This is a genomic window from Streptomyces sp. RB17 (assembly GCF_009604455.1).
Taxonomy (GTDB): domain Bacteria; phylum Actinomycetota; class Actinomycetes; order Streptomycetales; family Streptomycetaceae; genus Streptomyces.
Genome location: NZ_WEGL01000006.1, coordinates 652,009 through 672,346, shown reverse-complemented (window position 1 = coordinate 672,346; position 20,338 = coordinate 652,009). Strand labels below are relative to the sequence as shown.

The window sequence follows — 20,338 nt, the reverse complement described above, 5'->3', positions numbered from 1 at the left end:
TGTCCGCGCCCGGGTGCGGGGTCCCTTGAGCATGCTCGCAGGAGAGTCATCCGTGACCCAGGTCATCGACCCGTCCGAGACGTCCGCCCCGGCCGTGCCGCCCGCTCCGGCCGTGGCGCCGCTGTCCGACCTGGTGGTGCGCGACGCCCGTGAGTTCGGGGTGTACGCGCGCACCGGCGGCTGGGCCTTCGCGTTGCTGGTGGCCCGCAGTGTGCGGCCGGGCGGACAGGCCGCCGGTGAGACGCCGAAGGTGTCGGCGAAGGAGTTCGCGCAGCTGGCCGGCTGCTCCCCGGAGCGGGTCATGCACTACTACAAGGCCTGGGACCGCGCCGCCGACGACGGGCTCGTGCCGCACTTCGAGGCCCTGCGGCCGGGCCAGGAGGTCGAACTGCCGGACGCGGACGTGTGGCTGACCTACTACGTCTCCCGCACCAGCGCGACCTCCGAACGCGGCACCGCGATCGCCGAGGCCGCCGAGGCCGAGGGCATCCGCCCCACCAAGGCGCTGGAGGTCGCCGAGAACCCGACCGCCCTGCGCGCCGCCATCCTCGCCGACCCCTCCACCGCCCGCACGGCGCGCGCCGCCCTGCTGGACCGGCTGCGGGAGGACCCCGAGCTGCAGGCGGAGCTGGCGCGCGACGTCGTACGGACCGACGACCTGAAGAAGGCCGTCGCGACCGAGAGCCGGGCCGCCGACCGGATCGGGTACGTCGCAGATCGCCGAGTCCGGGCAGATCAGGACCCCGGCCGGGCAGACCGTCGACGCCCCGGCCCCGCTGCGCGAGGAGGCCGAGCGCCATCTGTCGCTGAGGCCTACGACACCATGAAGTCGCTCGTCGCCGAGACGGTCGAGGCCGATCCCCGCTTGCGCGTCCAGGAGCGGCGGACGAAGTTCTACAGCAGCCTGCAGAAAGCGACCAGGGCGTTCGAGGAGCTGACCTTCGACGACGCCCAGGACTTCTACGAGGACGGCATGGTGCGGCGCCTGGAGGAACTCCAGCAAGCCATCGGCGGCTGCCTGGCCGCGCTGCGCGGAGCCGGCGGAAACCAGTCGCACGGGTGAGCATCCCGGGCGTCACGGGGGTACTAGAGGGCCCTGAGCCGATCGTCGCCGGAGGCCCTGTCGTGACCACGTTCGTGCACAAGACCCTGGTGGTACAGCTGCGTTCGGAAGGCACCGGCCGGTGTCCGGTGCTGGCCCATCTCAGTTACGACGCCGACGACCCGTTCGCCGTCACCGCGGTCTTCGGCCACGACGGCCGGGTGCTGGCCTGCTGGCGGCTGGACCGGCAGATGCTCTCCGACGGCCTGGAGCGGCCGGTCGGCGTCGGGGACGTACGGCTGCGGCCGGCCGCGACCGGTGCGTGGCACGAGCTGCGCATGGAGTTCCTCGGGGACGTCCGTCCGGACGGCAGCCGGCAGCACGCGGTGGTGTTCGCCTGGGCGCCCACGGTCGCCGCGTTCCTGCGCGAGACCAACAAGATCGTGCCGCCGGGGCGGGAACGCCACCCGGTGGACGCACTGCTGGCCGAGATCCTCTCCGCGGGCTGAGGACCCCGGGCCGGTCCCGCGCATCGCGGCGATCACGACCCGGTACGGCGTCCGTCCCCGGGCGGGGCCCCGGGCGGGTGCACGTCCGCGTCCTCGGACCGGGCCATGTGCAGGCGGCGGGCCCACAGGGGCAGGCCGAGCCACCACAGCAGGTACCAGGCGACGACCGCTGCCACCACCGCCGGCACATAGGGGCCGTGCGTTGCCACCCGCAGGATCAGCAGCAGGGCCGAGGTCATGGTGGCGAGCAGCAGGACCAGGCCCACCAGGGTCATCCGGGACGCCAGCCGCACGGCCTGCGGTTTGACCCGGCGGCCGGAGACCAGGCGGTGCAGGGAGACCGGCCCGACGAGGGCCCCGGTGGTGCAGGCACCCAGGACGACGGTCACGATGTAGATCGCCTGGTCGGTGTGGGACAGCGTCGCGTACTTCGGCTGGAAGACGACGGTCAGCAGGAAGCCGAACAGGATCTGCACGCCCGTCTGGGCGACGCGGACCTCCTGGATGAGCTCGACCCACATCCGGTCGGCCCGCTCCTCCTCGGTCTCGTTCCGTCCCCTGCGCCTTCCTTCCTCCTTCATGGGCTTGCGTGTAACCGCCCGGCCGTTGGTTCAAACGACGCGTCACACGGCGACTACCAGCGGTGTTCGACCTGCTCCTCGATCCGCCGCTCGTACAGGTCGCGGATCGCGGTGAACGTCTCCTCGGGCAGCGGCGGCAGCTTTGCCGCGGCCGCGTTCGCACGGGCCTGCTCCGGGTTACGGGCGCCCGGGATCACCGTGGTCACGCCGTCCTGCTCGATGATCCAGCGCAGCGCGAGCTGGGCCGGGGTGTAGCCCTCGGGAGCGAGCGCGGCGAACTCGGCGGCGGCCTCGACCCCGCTCTCGTAGTCGACGCCGGAGAAGGTCTCGCCCTGGTCGAAGGCCTCGCCGTGCCGGTTGAAGGTGCGGTGGTCGTTGGCGGCGAACACCGTGTCCTTGGTGTACTTGCCGGACAGCAGGCCGGAGGCGAGGGGCACGCGCGCGATGATGCCGACGCCGGCCTCGCGGGCGGCGGGGAGCACCTCGTGCAGGGGTTTCATCCGGAACGGGTTGAGGATGATCTGCACGCTCGCCACGTTCGGCCGGGCGATCGCGGTGAGCGCCTCGGCGCAGGTCTCCACGCTCACCCCGTACGCCGCGATGCGCTCCTCCTCGACCAGGGTGTCCAGGGCGTCGAACACCGCGTCGGAGGAGTAGACGGGCGTCGGCGGGCAGTGCAGCTGGACCAGGTCGATGCGGTCGACGCCGAGGTTGCGGCGGGAGCGGTCGTTCCACGTACGGAAGTTGTCCAGGACGTAGTTGCCGGGGATCTGCTCGACCCGGCGGCCCATCTTGGTCGCCACCAGGACGTGCAGGTCGGGGCGGGTGCGCAGGAAGGTGGCGATGGTCTCCTCGCTGCGTCCGTCGCCGTAGACGTCGGCCGTGTCGAAGAAGGTGACGCCGGACTCGGCCGCCGCCTCCAGGACGGACTCCGCCTCCTTGTCGTCCACGTCGCCCCAGTCGGCGCCCAGCTGCCATGTGCCGAGCCCGATCACCGATGCCCACTGACCCGACCTGCCGATTACGCGTTCGTCCATGGCGCCAGTGTGTCATCCGGCACCGGGCCACGCGGAAGGAGCCGCTCCTTGGGCGAGCTGCGGGTTTTTCACCCACCCGGACGCGCGCGGCACGCTCGTACCGGCCGTCGGCGAACGGCCGCCGGCGGGGAGCACGTACGGTTCGCAGGTCGATGGAGGCCTGCTCACCGTGCCCGCCCCGGAACGGCGGGTGAGTCAGCTTCCCGGGGTCAACTGGGCCTGGACGAGGGGTCCGTAGCGGTCGGCGATGGTGTCGACGTCGCTCTCGCGCAGGTGCGGTCCGCGGGCGATGCCGTACATCACGCCGAGGCCGACGAGTGCGGCGACGGCGAGTTCGGCGCGCAGGCCAGGGTCGGGGCCGGTCAGTCGGGCGGCGAGGCGTTCGGTCACCTGGGCGCGGAAGTTGGCGCGCAGGATGTCGCCGTGGTCGCCGTGCAGCGGGGCGAAGGCGATACGCAGCAGCGGGTCGGCGCCGCGCTCGCGCTGGCTGGTGAGCACGTGCCGGGCCATGTGCCGGCCGAGGCCGGGCAGCGGCGCGTCCAGCAGGGCGTCCGCGTCCGTGTCGAAGGACATCACGCGGGCGAACAGGGTGTCCTTGTTGCCGAAGTACTTCACGATCAACGGCGGGCTCACACCGGCGCGTTCGGCGACCGCCTTGAGTGTGATGTCGGCGTGCGCGTGCCGGGCGAGGAGGTGGCGGGCCGCTCTGAGGATGGCCGCCTTGGTGGCCTCGGCGTCGCGGCGGGCGGACAGGCTCGGTGCGGGTGGGGTGCTCACGCCTCCTATGCTCCCTCCATGGCCTGGTCACGGGCGCCGTGGGTGGTGTCCTCGGCTCTCCGGGTGCCGTCCGGGGTGCCGTCGCCGGGGATGGACAGGGCGGCGGCGCAGGCGGCCAGGGCGACGGCGCCCGCCATCGCGAACGCAAGCAGATAGCCGTGCAGGGTGGGGACGGGAACGCCGCCGAGGGGGCTGCTGTGGTGCACGAGGACAGCGGCGACGGCGGCGCTGGAGGTGGCCTGGCCGATGGTGCGCATGAGGACGTTGACGCCGTTGGCGGAGGCGGTCTGCGCGGCGGGGACGGACCGCAGGATGAGCGTCGGCAGCGCCGAGTAGGCCAGCGTGGTCCCGGTCGCGACGACGGTGGCACCGGCGATGATCATCCACAGGTCGCGGCTGTCGGCGATACGGACCGCGTAGCCGCAGGCGATGACGGCGGCGCCCAGCGCGAGGGTGATCCGCGGGCCGCGGGCGGCCGAGATGCGGGCCGACAGCGGTGAGAACAGCAGCATGGTCACGCCGCCGGGCAGCAGGCACAGTCCGGTGGCGACGATCGACAGGCCGAGGCCGTAGCCGGTGGCCTTGGGCGCCTGCACCAGCTGGGCGGTGACCAGCGAGTTGGCGTAGAAGGCGAACCCGGTCAGCAGGGCGGCCACGTGCGACAGGCCGACGCGCGGCCGGCCGACCAGCCGCAGGTCGACCAGGGGCCGTTCGGTGCGCAGTTGCTGCCACCACCACAGGGCGAGGACGGCGGCGGCGCCGAGGAACAGCCCGAGGACCCGCGCGCTCCCCCAGCCCCAGGAGCCGCCCTGCGAGACGCCCAGCAGCAGACACACCAGCCCGGCGGCGAGGCCCAGCGCGCCGAGCACGTCGAACCGCCCGGGCTCGCGCACGGGCGACTCCTTGACCGCCCACCAGGTCGCCGCGACGCCTGCCGCGCCCAGGGCGCTGGTCAGCCAGAACATGGTGTGCCAGTCGGCGTACTGGACGACCAGCGCGGCGAGCGGCAGGCCGAGCGCGGCGCCGATGCCGACGGTGGAGCTCATCAGCGCCACCGCCGAACCCCGCCGCTCCGGCGGGAGTTCGTCGCGCAGGATGCTGATCGACAGCGGTACGACGGAGGCGGCGGCGCCCTGGAGTGCGCGGGCGGCGATGAGCACGCCGATGTCGGAGGTCAGTGCGCACAGCACCGACCCGATGGTCATCAGGGCGAGCGCGCCGGTGAGCACCCGGCGCTTGCCGTACATGTCGCCGGCGCGGCCGAGCACCGGGGTCAGGACGGCGCCCGAGAGCAGGGTGGCGGTGACCGTCCAGGAGACGGTCGCGGCGGACGCGCCGGTGAGCCGGGGCAGGTCCGGCAGCAGGGGGACGACGACGGTCTGCATGACCGCCATGAGGATGCCGCCCGACGCCAGCACCGGGATGGTGAGCCGGTCCCGCAGCGGGAGCGCCGCGGCCGGGCCGGGCGGCTGGGGTATCGGGGCGGGCTGGTCCATTCGGCGCTCCTGCAAACGACACGACTGCACGGTGAATGACTATTCACCCTATCGAGTGAATGGCCATTCACCAATGTGCCCGGCGCCGGCCCGGGGCTCAGTCGAGGCTCTTCTCCAGGGCCGTCAGATAGTTGTGCATGAAGTGGTCGCGGATGCCGTCGGAGGCGGGTGCGAAGGCGTCGGCGGTCAGTCCGGCCGCGCGGTCGGTGAGCGCCGACAGCATCGGCATGCTCTCGTGCAGCCGGCCGTGGGAGTCGATGTAGCGCAGGGCGCGGACATGGGTGAAGACGGGCTCGGGCGGCAGTTGGGGCACGATGTCGTTGTTGTTGACGAAGCGGTACATGCGGCCGCCGAATCCCTTGTGGAACGCCTCGGCGAGCAGCCGGTCACAGGTGCGCGGCTGGCCGTAGGTGTAGACACCGTCCGCGGCCAGGTGCGGGTCCTCCAGATACATCCGGGCACCGGCCAGCATCGCGAGGGCGCCGCCCAGGCTGTGCCCGGTGAAGTACACGGTCTGGCCGTCGGTGCGCAGTTCGGTGAGGGTGTGGTGGACGGCCGGGTAGACCGATTCCAGGGCCTCGGCGAATCCGTGGTGGACGTATCCGTTGCCGCCGGGTCCGGGCCGCGGCGGGGTGGTGGCGTCGGTGAGCCAGTCCTTGATCCGGGTGGGTTCGGTGCCGCGGAAGGCCGTGACGATCATGCGCTCGCTGGCCACGGTGTACGCCTGGGTGTCCTGAAGCGGGAAGGGCGGGGTGAAGCGGGTCTCGTGGTGCCGCACCTGGTCGAAGCCCCACTGGGCGGCCTGGTCCTCGATGACGGCGCGGTCCTTGTAGGCGAGGTCGGCCGCTCGGGCCAGCCAGTAGGCGCGTTGCAGGCTGTAGCCGGTCGAGGTCTGGTCGAACGAGACGGGTACGGCCATGGACGGGACTCCTCGGGTGTGGGGGGCGGATGAAACCGGGGGGAATCGAGTCGGCCGGCAGCCGCGGGAACGGGCGGGGGGCCTAGGCCCTGTCGTCAAACTCCAGCCGTCCGCCCGAAGGGCGGGCCCTGCGGCGTCAGGTGCGTGCTCTCGGCGTGCCGGACCCTGGCCCTCGTACTGGATGTACTTGGGCCTGGGTCCGGTGCGGCGAGAGTGCGTGCATGGCGTCGCGGGGCAGGCGGGAGTTTGACGACAGGGCCTAGCCACGGTGCGCCGTGGACCGGGCATGCAGGGCGCCCGCCGCCCTGGGCCCGAGCCACCGCTTGAACCGGTGCAGCACCTGCAGCCGGCCGGCTGCCTTGTCGAGGCCGTGGTACAGCTGCGGCGGGACGTACGGCAGCAGGGGCGAGTGGCGCCGGCCGGGCAGGGCGAACATCCGGTGCGGGGGCAGGTCGATGCAGCGGGGCAGGTTCTCGTACCACCGGGCGCTGCAGCGGGCCGCGCTCTGCACGGACAGCGGCTCGGCCGCGGGCCGGCGTTCGTAGGCAGGTCAGGGCGTCGGTCAGGCCGCCGTGCCGGTGCAGGGCGAGGGCGAGGCACATGGCGTCCTCCAGGGCGAGGGTGGTGCGGGCGCCGATGGAGTAGGTGGGTGGTGTGGGCGGCGTCGCCGAGCAGCACCCGGTTGCCGTGGTGCCAGGTGCGGTTGGTGAGGGTGCGGAAGGTCAGCCGGCCGGCGCCGGGGCGGGCGGACAGCGGGTGGCCGTCGAGGACGTCCGCGAAGAGCTTCTCCGGCAGGGCGAGGCCGTGCCCCTCGGTCGCCCGGCCCAGCCCGAGCCAGGTGAAGGTCTGCGGGGCGCACTCCACGACGCAGGTGCTGTGCTCGTCGCCGCAGCCGTAGCCGTAGGCCCGGATCCAGCCGTGCTCGGTCTCGGCGAAGGCGAAGGCGAAGGCGTCGAAGACCTTCGTGGTGCCGAGCCAGATGTAGGGGTTGCGGCCCGTGGTGATCCGGGTGCCGAAGGACTCGGCGTGGCGGGTGCGCAGGGTGCTGTGCACCCCGTCGGCCGCGACCACGAGGTCGGCGCCGGCCGGCGGCTCGGTGATCTCGCTCTCGAACTCCAGCCGTACGCCCAGGGCGCGGGCCCGGTCGGTGAGCAGGTCGAGCGGCCGGTGGCGGTCGATGCCGAAGCCCTCGTCGCCGTGGTGACGGGTTGCCAGGTCACGCACGTGGGCGATGCCGTCGCTCCAGCGGACGGACGCCCCCTCGATCGCCCGCGCCGTGGCGGGGTCGTGCGCCTGGAGTTTGTCGGGGAGGCCGCGCCAGTACGTCACGCCCCAGCCGTAGGTCGAGCCCTCGGGGTTGCGCTCGTGGACGGTGATGTCGTGGGACGGGTTCTGCCGCTCGAGCAGGATGGCGAGGTACAGGCCCGCGGGCCCGCCCCCGGCACAGACGACCTTCACGCGCACGCCCCTGACAGTCACGCTGTGTCATCGATCGGTATCGCAGAGTAGCAGGGTGGTCGGGCCGCCCGATCGCGTCAGTTTGGCGTGGTGAGCCGGGCCACTCGGACGGACGGCGGACGGAAAGGATCACCGGATACGGAGCCGGCCCGGCAAGGAATTCCCCGTTCCGAGGCGTGCCACCACCCGGCCCCGGCAAGATCACCCTGGTTCAACACTGTACGACATGTAGCCAATTGTCCGGATCGCGGCCAACCGGTTCCGGGCGATTTCCTCCCGTCCGGGAGCCCCCGATAGGCATACGCCGTCACCACCGGAACCCCCTCCAGGAGGACCCGTATGCCCGACATGACCCGGCGCCGTGCACTCACCGCTACGGCCGCCCTCGCCGCGACGGCCGCCGTGACCGCTCTCGTGGCACCCGTCGCCTCGGCCGCCGGCCACGACCACGACCACCCCATGCCTATGCCGGAGACCTTCGACGAGGTCTACAAGGGCCGCCGGATACAGGGCCGGCCCACGACGGCGGGCACCGGCGGTCACCACCACGAACACGGCGGCGGTTACGAGGTGTTGGTCGACGGCGTGCAGCTGCATGTCATGCGCAACGCCGACGGGAGCTGGATCAGCGTCGTCAGTCACTACGCCCCGGTGGCCGGCCCGCGCGCCGCCGCCCGGGCCGCGGTGGACGAGCTGCAGGGCGCCCCGCTGCTGCCCTTCCCCACCAACTGACCGCCCCCGCAAGGACTTCCGGAGCATCGCGCACCATGACCGTACGCAAGAACCAGGCCGCCCTGACCGCCGACGAGAAGAAGCGGTTCGTGTCCGCCGTCCTCGAACTCAAGCGCAACGGGCGCTACGACGAGTTCGTGCGCACGCACAACGAGTTCATCATGTCGGACACCGACACCGGCGAGCGGACCGGCCACCGCTCACCGTCGTTCCTGCCCTGGCACCGCAGATTCCTGCTCGACTTCGAGCAGGCGCTGCAGTCGGTGGACGCCTCGGTCGCGCTGCCGTACTGGGACTGGAGCGCCGACCGTACGGTGCGTGCCGCGCTGTGGGCGCCGGACTTCCTCGGCGGCACCGGGCGCGGCACGGACGGCCGGGTGATGGACGGCCCGTTCGCCGGGTCCACCGGCAACTGGCCGCTGACGATACGCGTCGACGGCCGTACGTTCCTGCGCCGCTCGCTCGGCACGGCCGTGCGCGAACTGCCGACGCGCGCGGAGGTGGAGTCGGTGCTGTCGATACCGACGTACGACATGGCCCCGTACAACAGCGCCTCGGACGGCTTCCGCAACAACCTGGAGGGATGGCGTGGGGTCAATCTGCACAACCGGGTCCATGTCTGGGTCGGCGGGCAGATGGCCACCGGGGTCTCCCCCAACGACCCGGTGTTCTGGCTCCACCACGCCTACGTCGACAAGCTCTGGGCGGAGTGGCGGCGGCGGCATCCGGGCGAGGGGTACGTGCCGGCCGGCGGCACGCCGGACGTCGTCGATCTGAACGAGACGATGAAGCCGTGGAACGACGTGCGCCCGGCGGACCTGCTGGACCACACGAAGTACTACACCTTCGACAGCTGATCGGCCACGTGTGATCAGGCCTCGGCGGTACGGCACTCCGGGTGGCCCCAGCCCTGCGCGTTCTTGGCGATGGACTCGCCGGCCGCGTAGGAGCGGCCGCACAGGCAGCGGCCGGGGAACTTCGCCTTGATGGTGCGGGAGGACGCCGCGCCGCCGGTGCGGCGGGGCGCCTTCCCGCGCGCGGCGGCCGCCTTCGGGGTGTCGGGCGAGGGCGGCGGCTCCGGGGAGCCGAGCGCGCTGCCGGCCGCCTCCTGCACGGAGGCGGCCTGGCTGGCGGCGCGGTCGGCGAAGTCGTTCAGCGGGTCGCCGTCGACCTGGTGGGCCGGGACGTAGCGGAACTCGACCGTGCGGCCGTCGAGGAGCGCGTCGATGCGGACGACCAGGTCCTGGTTGGCGACGGGCTTGCCGGCCGCCGTCTTCCAGCCGTTGCGCTTCCAGCCGGGCAGCCAGGTGGTGACGGCCTTCATCGCGTACTGGGAGTCCATGCGGATCTCCAGCGGCACGTCCGCCTCGACCGCCGTGAGCAGCCGCTCCAGGGCGGTGAGTTCCGCGACGTTGTTGGTGGCCCGGCCGAGGGGGCCGGCCTCCCAGCGGGCGGCGGTCCGCTCGTCGCCGTCCGAGATCACCCACGCCCATCCGGCCGGTCCGGGGTTTCCCTTCGAAGCCCCGTCGCACGCGGCCACCACACGTTCACGCATACGCACGATCATGCCATGGCCGCACCGCACCCCGTCGCGGCCGGGTCAAGCCTCCTTGACCTTGGGCATCTCGCCCTCCGTGGTCGTGATGTCGATCACGGAGAAGTTCGCGCCCTGCGGGTCGCTCAGCGCCGCGAACCGGCCGAAGGGGCTGCTCATCGGCCCGAAGCGGAGGACGCCGCCGAGCTTGGTGGCACGCGCCACGGCCTCGTCGCAGTCGTCGACGGTGAAGTAGACGTTGATGTACGACGGCACCTCGGGCGGGAAGTCGTCGGTCATCCGCATCCGGCCGAGGACGGCCTCCTCGCCGATGTCGAACATCCGGAAGTCCACCGCGTCGTCCACGATGTCCTTCATCCGGTAGGGGAAGACGGCGGAGAGGAAGCTGTCGGCCTTCTCGGGCTCACGGGTGAAGACCTCGGCCCAGCAGTAGGCGCCCGGGGTCGCCGTCGCCTCGAAGCCCTCGTGGGTCCCGGCCTGCCAGACCCCGAAGACGGCCCCGCTGGGCTCGCGGGCCAGGCACATCGTGCCGAAGTCCCCGACCTGCATCGGCTCCATCAGCACCTCGCCGCCGTTCTCCCGGATCCTCTCCGCGGCGGCGGCGGCGTCCGGCGAGGCGAAGTACAGGCACCACTGCGACTGGCCCTCCTGGCCGGGCATGGGCGGAACGACGGCCGCCACCGCCTTGCCGTCCGCGTAGGCCTGTGTGTAGTTGCCGTACTCCGACGACGACTCGCCGAAGGTCCAGCCCAGGACGTCACCGTAGAACCGCTTGGCTCCCTCGACGTCGCTGAACATCGCATCGGCCCAACAGGGCGTTCCCTCGGGTTGCACGGCCATGCTCGCGGCCCTCCTGGTCCTCGGTCCACGTACGGGATGGTCCCCCCGCCTCTGAGGCTTACGTCCCCAAGCTCACGCTAGCCATCCCGTCGTCGGCCCGCGCGCCGAACCGGGGAGCCGCCCGGACAATGGGGAACGGGGAGTGGAGGCGACGGTGCGATGACGACGGGCACGATGCGGGCGTGGTCGGTGGTGCGGCCGGGGCCGGTCGACGGGCATCCGCTGCGGCTGGTGGAGCGGCCCGTGCCGGTGCCGGGAGCGGACGAGCTGCTGGTGCGGGTGCGGGCCTGCGGGGTGTGCCGGACCGATCTGCATGTCGCCGAGGGCGATCTGCCGGTGCACCGGGCCGGGGTGACCCCCGGCCACGAGGTGGTCGGCGAGGTCGTGGGGGCCGGGGCCACGGTGCGGGACTTCGCGGTGGGCGACCGGGTCGGCGTGGCCTGGCTGCGGCGCACCGACGGGGTGTGCGCGTACTGCGCGCGGGGCGCCGAGAACCTGTGCCCCCGCTCGGAATACACCGGCTGGGACGCCGACGGCGGATACGCGGCGTACACGACCGTGCCGGCGGACTTCGCCTACCGGCTGCCCGGCGCCCTGGACGACGTGGCGGCGGCGCCGCTGCTGTGCGCGGGGATCATCGGGTTCCGCGCGCTGCGGCGGACCGGACTGCCCAAGGGCGGGCGGCTCGGCCTGTACGGCTTCGGGGGCAGCGCCCATCTGTGCGCGCAGGTGGCGCTCGCCGAGGGTGCCACCGTGCATGTGATCACCCGGGAGCCGGCCGCCCGCAGGCTGGCCCTGGAGCTGGGCGCCGCCTCGGCGCGTGACCTGCACGAGGCGCCGCCGGAGCCGCTGGACGCGGCGATCCTGTTCGCCCCGGCCGGCGAGCTGGTCCCGGTGGCGCTGCGCGCCCTGGACCGGGGTGGGGTGCTGGCCCTGGCCGGCATCCACCTGACCGACGTACCACCGCTGCACTACGCGACGGAGCTGTTCTACGAGAAGGAGCTGCGCAGCGTCACCTCCAACACCCGGGCGGACGGCCGGGAGTTCCTCGCCCTGGCCGCCCGGCACGGCGTCCGCGCGACCACGCACGCCTATCCGCTGTCGCAAGCCCCTCGGGCGCTCGGCGATCTCAAGGCGGGCCGGTTCGACGGCGCGGCCGTCCTGGTCGACGACCTGTCCTGAGCCCCGGTCGACAGCCCGCCCAGCCCGGTCCACGGCCCGCCCTGAACCCTGCTCCACGGCCCGGCCGGAGCCCCAGTCGACGGCGTGCCCAGACCCGGTCGGCGGCCTGCCCGAGCCCGGTCCATGGCCTGTGCTGAGCGCCCACGGCGCACCACACCGGCGCCCGGGCACGCTGTTTGCCGGTCGTGCCCCGATCAGCAGGTTTACACCCCTGAGTGTCATGATCCGCCCCCTTCACGCTGTATCGGGCTGCTCAGCAGGACTGTTTGGCTTGGCCCGGGTGCTGGATCACCACGCTCACCACCCATCGATCCGGCCACCCCTGTTCGCACGCAGCTCCGCTGGAGGGAATGTGACCACCACACCGGACAGCGCCACCGGTCCCGCCGTCGACGAACCCGCCCCCGACCCGGCGGCCGACGGGCAGCTCACCAGCCTGAGCACCCGGGCGGCACGCCAGCTCACGACGACCCACAAGTCCGAACCGCAGATGCAGGCCATCACCTCGCGATGGCTGCTGAAGACCCTGCCGTGGGTGGACGTCAAGGGTGGCGCCTACCGGGTCAACCGCCGCCTGACACTGCGCACGGGCCGCGGCCGGGTGCACTTCGAGCAGAACGGTGCCGACGACATCCGGGTCATCCCGGAGACTCTGACCGAGCTGCCGATCCTGCGCGGCTATCCCGACGTCGAGGTGCTGCGGGACGTCGCCGGCCGCTTCCAGCCCCGGGAGGTGCGCGCCGGGCAGGTGCTGTTCGAGGCCGGCCAGCCCGTGACGGAGGCCTATCTGGTCGTCCACGGCCGGTTCACCCGCTACACCGCCGGCAAGTACGGCGAGGAGGAGATCACCGGGGTCGTCACCGACGGCGACCAGATGGGCGACGAGGCGGTCGGGCAGTCCGACCCGCTGTGGCTGACCTCGGTGCGGGCCGAGACGGCCGGAGTGGTGCTCGCGCTGCCCTGGGCCGTCGTGCAGGAGCTCACCGAGCGCGTCCCCTCCCTCGCCGCGCATCTCCAGGCCTATGTCGAGCGGCAGAACAAGCCCATGAACCGCAGGGGCGAGGCCGAGGTGCCGGTGCAGGCCGGCCATGTCGGCGAGCCCACGCTGCCCGGCGGCTTCGTGGACTACGAACTCGCCCCGCGCGAATACGAGTTGTCCCTCACCCAGACCGTGCTGCGGGTGCACACCCGGGTCGCCGACCTCTACAACCACCCGATGGACCAGACCCAGCAGCAGCTCCGGCTGACGGTCGAGGAGATCCGCGAGCGCCAGGAGTGGGAGCTGGTCAACAACCGGGAGTTCGGGCTGCTGCACAACGTCGACTACGGCCAGCGGATCAGCACCTTCACCGGCCCGCCGGTGCCGGACGACCTGGACGAGCTGCTGTCGATGCGGCGCAAGACCAAGGTGTTCCTGGCCCATCCCAAGGCGATCGCGGCGTTCTTCCGACAGTGCAACCGGCGCGGTCTGGTGCCCGGCACCGCGAGCGTCGACGGCCACGAGGTGCCGGCGTGGCGCGGGGTGCCGATCTTTCCGTGCAGCAAGATCCCGATCAGCGACGACCACACCACCAGCATCATCGCGCTGCGCACCGGCGAGGCCGACCAGGGCGTGATCGGTCTTTACCAGACCGGCATCCCCGAGGAGTTCCAGCCGGGGCTGAACGTCCGGTTCATGGGCATCGACTCGGCCGCGATCCTCAGCTACCTCGTGACCGCCTACTACTCGCTCGCGATCCTCGTGCCCGACGCGGCCGGGATCCTGGAGAACGTCCAGATCGGCCGGTTCCCCGAATGACATCCGAGCAGAACACGAACACGCCCGCTCCCGCCTACACGCTGCCGGGGCCGCCCGACATCGCCGCGAGCCTGCGCAGACCCCGCCGCACCGGGGCGATCCCCGGACTGCACCACCAACCCGCCGTGCCCGCCGACCCGGTGAGGGCCGCCGAGGTGGACCGCCGCCTGGAGACCTGGGCCCGTGGCCTGGATCTGTTCCCGGAGGCCTGGAAGGGGGACTTCTCCGGTTTCCAGTTCGGCCGGGCCGTCGTCCTGCAGCATCCCGGCGCGCTGGACCTGGACCGCCTGACGGCTGCCGGGAAGCTGCTGCTCGCCGAGAACATCGTCGACTCCTGCTACTGCGAGGAGGACGAGGGCCGGGGCGGGGCGCGCCGCGGCCTCGGCGGCAGGCTGATCATGGCCCAGTCGTCGCTCGACCCCTACCACGGCGTCCCGGAGCTGGAGGAGGAGTGGCGCGAGGGCGTGCGTGCCGACGGTCCGCTGCGGTCGTACCACTTCGCCCTGGAGGACTTCGCCGGCTTCGCCACGCCCAGCCAGACCGACCGGTTCGTGCACGACATCGCCCGGCTGCACCTGGGGTACCTCGCGGAGGCCGCGTGGGCGGAGACCCGGTACAGGCCGCGGGTCTGGGAGTACCTGGTGATGCGGCAGTTCAACAATTTCCGCCCCTGTCTGTCCATCGTGGACGCCGTGGACGGCTACGAACTGCCCGAGCAGGTCTACGCCCGCCCCGAGATCCAGCGGATCACCGCCCTCGCCTGCAACGCCACCACGATCGTCAACGACCTGTACTCCTTCACCAAGGAACTGGCCAGCGACCCCGACCATCTGAACCTGCCGCAGGTCGTCGCCGCCGACGAGCGGCGCGGTCTGAAGGCGGCCTATCTGAAGTCCGTCGAGATCCACAACCGGATCATGGCGGCCTTCGAGGAGGAGTCGGCCCTGCTGTCGGCCACCTCGCCGCTGGTGGAGCGCTACGCCCGGGGGCTCGCCGCCTGGGTGTCCGGCAACCACGAGTGGCACGCCACCAACACCCACCGCTACCACCTGCCCGACTACTGGTGACCGCCCCCTTCCGAAACACCGTCACATGCACCACGAACGCCGTCACATGCACCACGAGGAGCCACCTTTGACCACCGCCCCCGTCGCCCGGACCACGCCCGCTCAAGTCCCCACCCAGTCCACCTACCAGAGCCGGGTCGCGGACTACTGGAACGCCGAGGAGAACCCGGTCAACCTCGAACTCGGCAGGATCGACGACCTGTACCACCATCACTACGGGATCGGAGCGGCCGACCGTTCGGTGCTCGACGAGCCCGATCCGGAGCGGCGCCGGGACCTCGTCACCGCCGAACTGCACCGCCTGGAACACGCCCAGGCCGAGCTGCTCGCCTCGCACCTCGGCCCGCTGACCCCCGCCGACCGGGTCTTCGACGCCGGCTGCGGCCGGGGCGGCGGCAGTGTCGTGGCCCATCTGCGCCACGGCTGCCACGCCGACGGCGTCACCATCTCCGCCAAACAGGCCGAGTTCGCGAACGAGCAGGCCCGCGCCCGGGGCATCGACGACAAGGTGCGCTACCACCACCGCAACATGCTCGACACCGGCTTCGAGACCGGCGCGTACGCGGCCTCGTGGAACAACGAGTCCACCATGTACGTCGAGCTGGACCTGCTGTTCGCCGAGCACGCCCGGCTGCTGCGCCGCGGCGGACGCTACGTGGTGATCACCGGCTGCTACAACGACACCTACGGGCAGGCCTCGCGCGAGGTGTCGCTCATCAACGCCCACTACATCTGCGACATCCACCCGCGCTCGGAGTACTTCAGGGCGATGGCCCGCAACCGCCTGGTGCCGGTGCACGTCGAGGACCTGACCGAGGCCACGATCCCCTACTGGGAACTGCGCAGGGAGGCCGACCATCTGGTCACGGGCATCGAGGACACGTTCCTGGACGCCTATCGCAACGGCAGCTTCCAGTACCTGCTGATCGCGGCCGACCGGGTCTGAGTCCGGGGAAATCGTGTCGACAGCGAGGGCGCCGAGGCGCTGTCATGGGCCCCGATGAATGCCGATGACAGCCGGACTCCGCCGGCGATGCCGAAGATGCACGCGGACGAGGTCGATCTCGACGCCCCGCTGGTCCAGCGCCTGATCGCCCGCCGGTTCCCGCAGTGGGCCGCACTGCCGGTACGCCGGCTCGCGTCCTCCGGGACCGAGAACGCCATGTTCCGGCTGGGCACCGACCTGCTGGTACGGCTGCCCAGGCGGCCCGGCGCCGTACCGGGCGTGACGCTGGAGCAGCGCTGGCTGCCCCGGCTCGGGCCGCTGCTGCCGGTCGCCGTGCCCGAGCCGGTGGGCTTCGGCGAGCCGGACGAGGGTTGCCCGTGGCCCTGGTCCGTCTGCCGCTGGCTGCAGGGGCACAACCCGGTGGCCGGTGCCGTACGGGACCCGGAGCGGCTCGCCGAGGACCTCGGGGCGTTCGTGCGCGCGCTGCGCCGCATCGACCCGCAGGACGGGCCGCGCGGATACCGGGGCGGCCCGCTGCGCGACCGGGACGAGCCCACCCGCACGGCCCTCGCCGAACTGGGCGGACGGGTCGACACCGGCGCGGTCACCGCCCTGTGGGAGGAGTCGCTGCGCGCCGCGGGGCACGCCGGGCCGCCGGTGTGGGCCCACGGGGACCTCTCTCCCGGGAACGTGCTGGTGGACGAGGATCGGCTGAGCGCGGTCATCGACTTCGGCTGTGCGGGGGTGGGCGACCCCGCCGTGGATCTGATCGTGGCCTGGAACCTGCTGCCCGCGTCCGCCCGGGACACCTTCCGCAAGGCCGTCGGCGCCGACGACGCGGAGTGGGCGCGCGGGCGGGGCTGGGCGCTGTCGATCTCGCTGATCCAGCTGCCGTACTACTGGAACACCAACCCGGCCCTGGCGGAGAACTCCCGGCACGTGATCACCGAGATCCTCGCCGAGGCCGGGTGAGGGTGAGGGTGGGCACGGAGGTCCGTCACTCGCCCGCGTACGCCTTGTCCAGCGCGGCGACGTCCAGCTTGCCCATGGCCAGCATGGCCTTCATCGTGCGGGCGACCTTCTCCTGGTCGGGGTCGTGGAGGATCTCGGGCAGCCGGTCGTAGACGACCTGCCAGGAGAGGCCGTACCTGTCCTTGAGCCAGCCGCAGGGTCCGCCCTCGCCGCCGTTCTCGGTGAGCTTGGTCCAGTAGTAGTCGATCTCGTCCTGGTCGGCGCACAGGATCTGGAAGGAGACGGCCTCGTTGAACGTGAACTGGGGGCCGCCGTTGAGCGCGACGAACTTGTGGCCGTTGGCCGTGAACTCCACGGTCAGCACGGAGCCGGTCCGGCCGGGCCCCTCATCGGTGTAGTGGCTGATCCGGCCGATGCTGGAGTTCTTGAAGACCGACACGTAGAACGCGGCGGCCTCCTCCGCCTGGCCGTCGAACCAGAGACACGTGAGGAATCCGTCGGTGGTCATGAGTACCTCCTGGGCGGGGGAACGCGGTCGTGAGGGTGGACCGATCCTCGCCGGGAAACTCATCGGCCGGCCCGCCGAATAATCCGGGCGGGGGAACGGCGCCCCGCCTAGCATCCCGATCATGACCTCCACACCCGCCGCGCCCATCGAACCCTTCCGGCTGTCGGTCCCGCAGAGCGACCTCGACGACCTGTACGACCGGCTCGACCGCACCCGCTGGCCGGCCGAGCTGCCGGGAGCCGACTGGGAGTACGGCGTCCCGGCCGGGTACCTGCGGGAGCTGGTCCGGTACTGGCGGCACGCGTACGACTGGCGCGCCGCCGAGGCCGAGCTGAACCGGTGGCCGCAGTTCACGACCACGATCGACGGAACCGAGGTCCACTTCGCCCACGTCCGCTCCCCGGAGCCGAACGCCACGCCGCTGGTGATCACCCATGGGTGGCCGGGCTCGATCGTGGAGTTCCTGGACGTGGTCGGCCCGCTCACCGACCCCGTGGCACACGGCGGTGACGCGGCGGACGCCTTCCACGTCGTGGTGCCGAGCATTCCCGGCTTCGGGCTGTCCGGGCCCACCACCGAGCGGGGCTGGGAGGCGCGCCGGGTGGCCGACGCCTGGGCGGAGCTGATGCGGCGGCTCGGCTACGAGCGATTCGGGCTGCAGGGCGGCGACTGGGGCGCGGCGATCTCGCGCGAGCTGGGCCGTGTCCGTCCGGAGCGGGTGATCGGCGTCCACCTCAATCTGCTGCCGGGGGCGCAGGCGGCCACCGAGCCGACCGAGGAGGAGCTGGCGGCACTCGATCCCGAGGAGCGGGAGCGGACGCTGCGGTCCTGGCGCAGGTGGGACACGTGGCTGCGCGACGGCGCCGGGTACGCGGGCCTGCAGTCCACCCGGCCGCACACCCTCGGCTACGCCCTGACGGACTCGCCCGTCGGTCAACTCGCCTGGATCGTCGAGAAGTTCCGGGAGTGGACGGACTGCGAGGAGCTGCCGGAGGAGGCGGTGGACCGGGACCGGCTGCTGACCAACGTGATGCTGTACTGGCTGACCGGTACGGCCGCCTCGTCCGCCCGCATCTACTACGAGCGGGCCCACCTCAGCGGCGACCGGGCGGGGCAGCCGGCCGAGCCGTCGACGGCGCCGACCGCGGTGGCCGTCTTCCCGGCCGACCCCCAGACCCCACTGCGGCACAAGGCGGAGCGGACCGAGAACCTCGTGCGCTGGACGGAGTTCGACCGGGGCGGCCACTTCGCCGCCCTGGAGGAGCCGGACCTGCTGATCGACGACGTCCGGGCGTTCTTCCGGCAGCTCCGCGAGACGTGAGCCTGCCCGACGGGTCAGGCGGCCAGACAGAGGCCGCCGTACGGGCGGTGCGGCGTGGCTGCCGGCCGGTGCTGCACGCCGGAGCGTCGGGTCAGCTCGCCGTGCGCCAGGGAGAGCAGGTCGCCGAGGCCCAGGCCGAGGGCGTGTGCCGCGGCCGCGAGGACCTCCGAGGAGGCCTCCTTGCGACCGCGCTCGATCTCGGACAGGTAGGGCAGCGAGATACTGGCCGCGTCGGCCACGTCCTGGAGGGTGCGGTCCTGTGCCCGTCGCTCACGGCGCAGCACCTCGCCGACCAGATCGCGCCACAGCGGCTCCTTGTCCCCCGCGGGCGCGGGCCCGGGCTTCGCCGGTCGGGCGGGTACCGGTCGCAGGGGGATCACTCGGGCGTCGTCGCTCAGCTGACTGCTCATCTGGTTGCTCACCCCGGTCAGCCTAGGAGCCGGAAGCCGTGGGACAAGGGCCCGGCATTGCGCCCTGAGGGAAACCGGGCCTCCCGGCGGGCGCCGGACACTTCCCCGATCCGGCATCCGCGCATGCATGCGCCGCGTGACGGGGGGTACTCGCCCGGTGAGCGCCACCCACCGGTGCGCATGAAACGCCGGGTTATGGGTAAAGCGGACAAACGGCAGGGAAGGGGCACGCAGAGGCCGCCGGGGCAGGACACAGAACCATGACCACCGTGGGAGAGGTAATGAACACCGCCGGGATCCGGTCGCAGGCAGAGGTCACCGAGAGGACCGAGCAGGACAGGACGGGCGAGGGGTCGGTATCGGTGCCCGGCATCGCGAACCCGGCGGCTGTCGCACCACGTGACGCGCGGGAGCTGTCCCGCCAGTTCTTCCGCCGGCTGGCCGAACTGGAGGAGGGCACGCACGAGTACCAGTACGCGCGCAACACCCTCATCGAGATGAACATGTCGCTGGTGCGGTTCGCGGCCGGACGGTTCCGGGGCCGCGGCGACGACATGGAGGACATCGTCCAGACCGGCATGATCGGCATGATCAAGGCCATCGACCGGTTCGAGCTGGCCCGCGAGGTGGAGTTCACCTCCTTCGCGCTGCCGTACATCGTCGGCGAGATCAAGCGGTTCTTCCGGGACACCACATGGGCGGTGCACGTGCCGCGCCGGCTCCAGGAGCTGCGGGTGGAGCTGGCCAAGGCGCGCGAGGAACTGTCCAGCCGGCTGGACCGGGACCCCACGGTGGCCGAGCTGGCGACCCTGATGAACATCTCCGTGACCGAGGTGGTCGAGGCCCAGCTCGCCTCCAACGGGTACAACTCCGCCTCCCTGGATGCCGCGCTCACCGGCGACGGGCCGGAGGACGGCGAGGCGGTGCTCGCCGACTTCATCGGCGTGGAGGAGGAGGGGCTGCGGCTCGTCGAGGACTTCCAGGCGCTCGCCCCACTGATGGCGGAACTGAGCGAGCGGGACCGGCAGATCATCCATCTGCGGTTCGTCGAGGAGGCCACCCAGGCCGAGATCGGGGAACGACTCGGCTGCTCCCAGATGCATGTGTCCCGGCTGATCAAGCGGATCATCACCCGGCTGCGCCAGGGGATGCTCGGCGAACTCGACCGCGTCTGAGGCGACCCCTGAA

Annotated in this window: 19 protein-coding genes and 2 pseudogenes; 11 read left to right on the top strand and 10 right to left on the bottom strand. The window is 72.0% G+C overall.

Features of this window, described 5'->3' with window-relative positions; all coding sequences use genetic code 11:
* Positions 1-31 precede the first annotated feature (31 nt).
* Positions 32-1,063, top strand: a pseudogene (locus SRB17_RS28295) (hypothetical protein).
* A 62-nt stretch (positions 1,064-1,125) separates the two neighbouring features.
* Positions 1,126-1,551, top strand: coding sequence for an SsgA family sporulation/cell division regulator (locus SRB17_RS28290; protein WP_323376335.1), 426 nt, complete (start codon positions 1,126-1,128; stop codon positions 1,549-1,551).
* A gap of 32 nt (positions 1,552-1,583) precedes the next feature.
* Here SRB17_RS28290 and SRB17_RS28285 read toward each other — a convergent pair whose 3' ends face one another.
* The 6 genes and pseudogenes from SRB17_RS28285 to SRB17_RS28260 form a co-directional block, all read right to left on the bottom strand.
* Positions 1,584-2,132: a DUF6328 family protein gene (locus SRB17_RS28285; protein WP_153542908.1), complete on the bottom strand. Its 549-nt coding sequence runs from the start codon at positions 2,130-2,132 to the stop codon at positions 1,584-1,586.
* 53 nt (positions 2,133-2,185) lie between these two features.
* Positions 2,186-3,169, bottom strand: coding sequence for an aldo/keto reductase (locus SRB17_RS28280; protein WP_153542907.1), 984 nt, complete (start codon positions 3,167-3,169; stop codon positions 2,186-2,188).
* A gap of 195 nt (positions 3,170-3,364) precedes the next feature.
* Entirely contained in the window at positions 3,365-3,955 is a 591-nt protein-coding gene (locus SRB17_RS28275; RefSeq protein WP_323376356.1) for a TetR family transcriptional regulator, read from the bottom strand.
* The gene (locus SRB17_RS28270) at positions 3,952-5,442 is read right to left on the bottom strand and encodes an MFS transporter (protein ID WP_153542906.1); all 1,491 of its coding nucleotides are present in this window, start codon (positions 5,440-5,442) and stop codon (positions 3,952-3,954) included. Before SRB17_RS28270 ends, SRB17_RS28275 begins: the two co-directional genes overlap by 4 nt.
* 97 nt (positions 5,443-5,539) lie before the next feature.
* Positions 5,540-6,361, bottom strand: a complete 822-nt coding sequence (locus SRB17_RS28265) for a lipase family protein (protein ID WP_153542905.1) — start codon at positions 6,359-6,361, stop codon at positions 5,540-5,542.
* A gap of 259 nt (positions 6,362-6,620) precedes the next feature.
* A pseudogene (locus SRB17_RS28260) lies at positions 6,621-7,819 on the bottom strand (FAD-binding monooxygenase).
* 339 nt (positions 7,820-8,158) lie between these two features.
* On the opposite strand from SRB17_RS28260, the gene melC1 reads away from it, so the two are divergent.
* Positions 8,159-8,551 (top strand): apotyrosinase chaperone MelC1, encoded by a 393-nt coding sequence (gene melC1 / locus SRB17_RS28255; RefSeq protein WP_153542904.1) that lies wholly within the window; start codon positions 8,159-8,161, stop codon positions 8,549-8,551.
* Positions 8,552-8,586: 35 nt separating this feature from the next.
* Complete coding sequence (gene melC2 / locus SRB17_RS28250; RefSeq protein ID WP_153542903.1) at positions 8,587-9,408, top strand: tyrosinase MelC2; 822 nt, start codon at positions 8,587-8,589, stop codon at positions 9,406-9,408.
* 14 nt (positions 9,409-9,422) lie between these two features.
* On the opposite strand, the gene SRB17_RS28245 is transcribed toward melC2, so the two are convergent.
* Together SRB17_RS28245 and SRB17_RS28240 are read right to left on the bottom strand one after the other, a co-directional pair.
* Positions 9,423-10,118, bottom strand: coding sequence for a ribonuclease H family protein (locus tag SRB17_RS28245; RefSeq protein WP_153542902.1), 696 nt, complete (start codon positions 10,116-10,118; stop codon positions 9,423-9,425).
* Between the two features lie 33 nt (positions 10,119-10,151).
* Complete coding sequence (locus tag SRB17_RS28240; RefSeq protein ID WP_153542901.1) at positions 10,152-10,946, bottom strand: VOC family protein; 795 nt, start codon at positions 10,944-10,946, stop codon at positions 10,152-10,154.
* A gap of 174 nt (positions 10,947-11,120) precedes the next feature.
* On the opposite strand from SRB17_RS28240, the gene SRB17_RS28235 reads away from it, so the two are divergent.
* The 5 genes from SRB17_RS28235 (at position 11,121) to SRB17_RS28215 (ending at position 16,911) form a co-directional block, all read left to right on the top strand.
* Positions 11,121-12,128 carry a zinc-binding alcohol dehydrogenase family protein gene (locus SRB17_RS28235; RefSeq protein ID WP_194294170.1) on the top strand — a complete coding sequence of 336 codons (1,008 nt, stop codon included), beginning with the start codon at positions 11,121-11,123 and terminating at the stop codon, positions 12,126-12,128.
* A gap of 352 nt (positions 12,129-12,480) precedes the next feature.
* Complete coding sequence (locus SRB17_RS28230) at positions 12,481-13,926, top strand: family 2B encapsulin nanocompartment shell protein (RefSeq protein ID WP_323376334.1); 1,446 nt, start codon at positions 12,481-12,483, stop codon at positions 13,924-13,926.
* Complete coding sequence (locus tag SRB17_RS28225; protein WP_153542898.1) at positions 13,923-14,993, top strand: family 2 encapsulin nanocompartment cargo protein terpene cyclase; 1,071 nt, start codon at positions 13,923-13,925, stop codon at positions 14,991-14,993. Before SRB17_RS28230 ends, SRB17_RS28225 begins: the two co-directional genes overlap by 4 nt.
* A 67-nt stretch (positions 14,994-15,060) precedes the next feature.
* Entirely contained in the window at positions 15,061-15,939 is an 879-nt protein-coding gene (locus tag SRB17_RS28220; protein WP_153542897.1) for a geranyl diphosphate 2-C-methyltransferase, read from the top strand.
* 96 nt (positions 15,940-16,035) lie between these two features.
* Positions 16,036-16,911 (top strand): aminoglycoside phosphotransferase family protein, encoded by an 876-nt coding sequence (locus tag SRB17_RS28215; RefSeq protein ID WP_153543053.1) that lies wholly within the window; start codon positions 16,036-16,038, stop codon positions 16,909-16,911.
* Positions 16,912-16,936: 25 nt separating this feature from the next.
* Here SRB17_RS28215 and SRB17_RS28210 read toward each other — a convergent pair whose 3' ends face one another.
* Positions 16,937-17,419 carry a VOC family protein gene (locus SRB17_RS28210; protein WP_153542896.1) on the bottom strand — a complete coding sequence of 161 codons (483 nt, stop codon included), beginning with the start codon at positions 17,417-17,419 and terminating at the stop codon, positions 16,937-16,939.
* Positions 17,420-17,540: 121 nt separating this feature from the next.
* Here SRB17_RS28210 and SRB17_RS28205 point away from each other — a divergent pair, with 121 nt between their 5' ends.
* Complete coding sequence (locus SRB17_RS28205; protein WP_153542895.1) at positions 17,541-18,740, top strand: epoxide hydrolase family protein; 1,200 nt, start codon at positions 17,541-17,543, stop codon at positions 18,738-18,740.
* A gap of 14 nt (positions 18,741-18,754) precedes the next feature.
* Here the strand turns inward: SRB17_RS28205 and SRB17_RS28200 are convergent, their stop codons facing one another.
* On the bottom strand, positions 18,755-19,150 hold the full coding sequence (locus SRB17_RS28200) for a helix-turn-helix domain-containing protein (RefSeq protein ID WP_153543052.1): 396 nt from the start codon (positions 19,148-19,150) through the stop codon (positions 18,755-18,757).
* Between the two features lie 281 nt (positions 19,151-19,431).
* On the opposite strand from SRB17_RS28200, the gene SRB17_RS28195 reads away from it, so the two are divergent.
* On the top strand, positions 19,432-20,325 hold the full coding sequence (locus tag SRB17_RS28195; protein WP_153543051.1) for an RNA polymerase sigma factor SigF: 894 nt from the start codon (positions 19,432-19,434) through the stop codon (positions 20,323-20,325).
* Positions 20,326-20,338: the final 13 nt, after the last annotated feature.

Bases quoted from the DNA above. Each gene is read 5' to 3' on its own strand.
- SRB17_RS28210 (WP_153542896.1), bottom strand. From the start codon at position 17,419: ATGACCACCGACGGATTCCTCACGTGTCTCTGGTTCGACGGCCAGGCG.
- melC2 (WP_153542903.1), top strand. From the start codon at position 8,587: ATGACCGTACGCAAGAACCAGGCCGCCCTGACCGCCGACGAGAAGAAG.
- SRB17_RS28200 (WP_153543052.1), bottom strand. From the start codon at position 19,150: ATGAGCAGTCAGCTGAGCGACGACGCCCGAGTGATCCCCCTGCGACCG.
- melC1 (WP_153542904.1), top strand. From the start codon at position 8,159: ATGCCCGACATGACCCGGCGCCGTGCACTCACCGCTACGGCCGCCCTC.
- SRB17_RS28235 (WP_194294170.1), top strand. From the start codon at position 11,121: ATGCGGGCGTGGTCGGTGGTGCGGCCGGGGCCGGTCGACGGGCATCCG.
- SRB17_RS28195 (WP_153543051.1), top strand. From the start codon at position 19,432: ATGAACACCGCCGGGATCCGGTCGCAGGCAGAGGTCACCGAGAGGACC.
- SRB17_RS28285 (WP_153542908.1), bottom strand. From the start codon at position 2,132: ATGAAGGAGGAAGGAAGGCGCAGGGGACGGAACGAGACCGAGGAGGAG.
- SRB17_RS28265 (WP_153542905.1), bottom strand. From the start codon at position 6,361: ATGGCCGTACCCGTCTCGTTCGACCAGACCTCGACCGGCTACAGCCTG.
- SRB17_RS28225 (WP_153542898.1), top strand. From the start codon at position 13,923: ATGACATCCGAGCAGAACACGAACACGCCCGCTCCCGCCTACACGCTG.
- SRB17_RS28215 (WP_153543053.1), top strand. From the start codon at position 16,036: ATGCACGCGGACGAGGTCGATCTCGACGCCCCGCTGGTCCAGCGCCTG.
- SRB17_RS28245 (WP_153542902.1), bottom strand. From the start codon at position 10,118: ATGATCGTGCGTATGCGTGAACGTGTGGTGGCCGCGTGCGACGGGGCT.
- SRB17_RS28280 (WP_153542907.1), bottom strand. From the start codon at position 3,169: ATGGACGAACGCGTAATCGGCAGGTCGGGTCAGTGGGCATCGGTGATC.
- SRB17_RS28205 (WP_153542895.1), top strand. From the start codon at position 17,541: ATGACCTCCACACCCGCCGCGCCCATCGAACCCTTCCGGCTGTCGGTC.
- SRB17_RS28270 (WP_153542906.1), bottom strand. From the start codon at position 5,442: ATGGACCAGCCCGCCCCGATACCCCAGCCGCCCGGCCCGGCCGCGGCG.
- SRB17_RS28240 (WP_153542901.1), bottom strand. From the start codon at position 10,946: ATGGCCGTGCAACCCGAGGGAACGCCCTGTTGGGCCGATGCGATGTTC.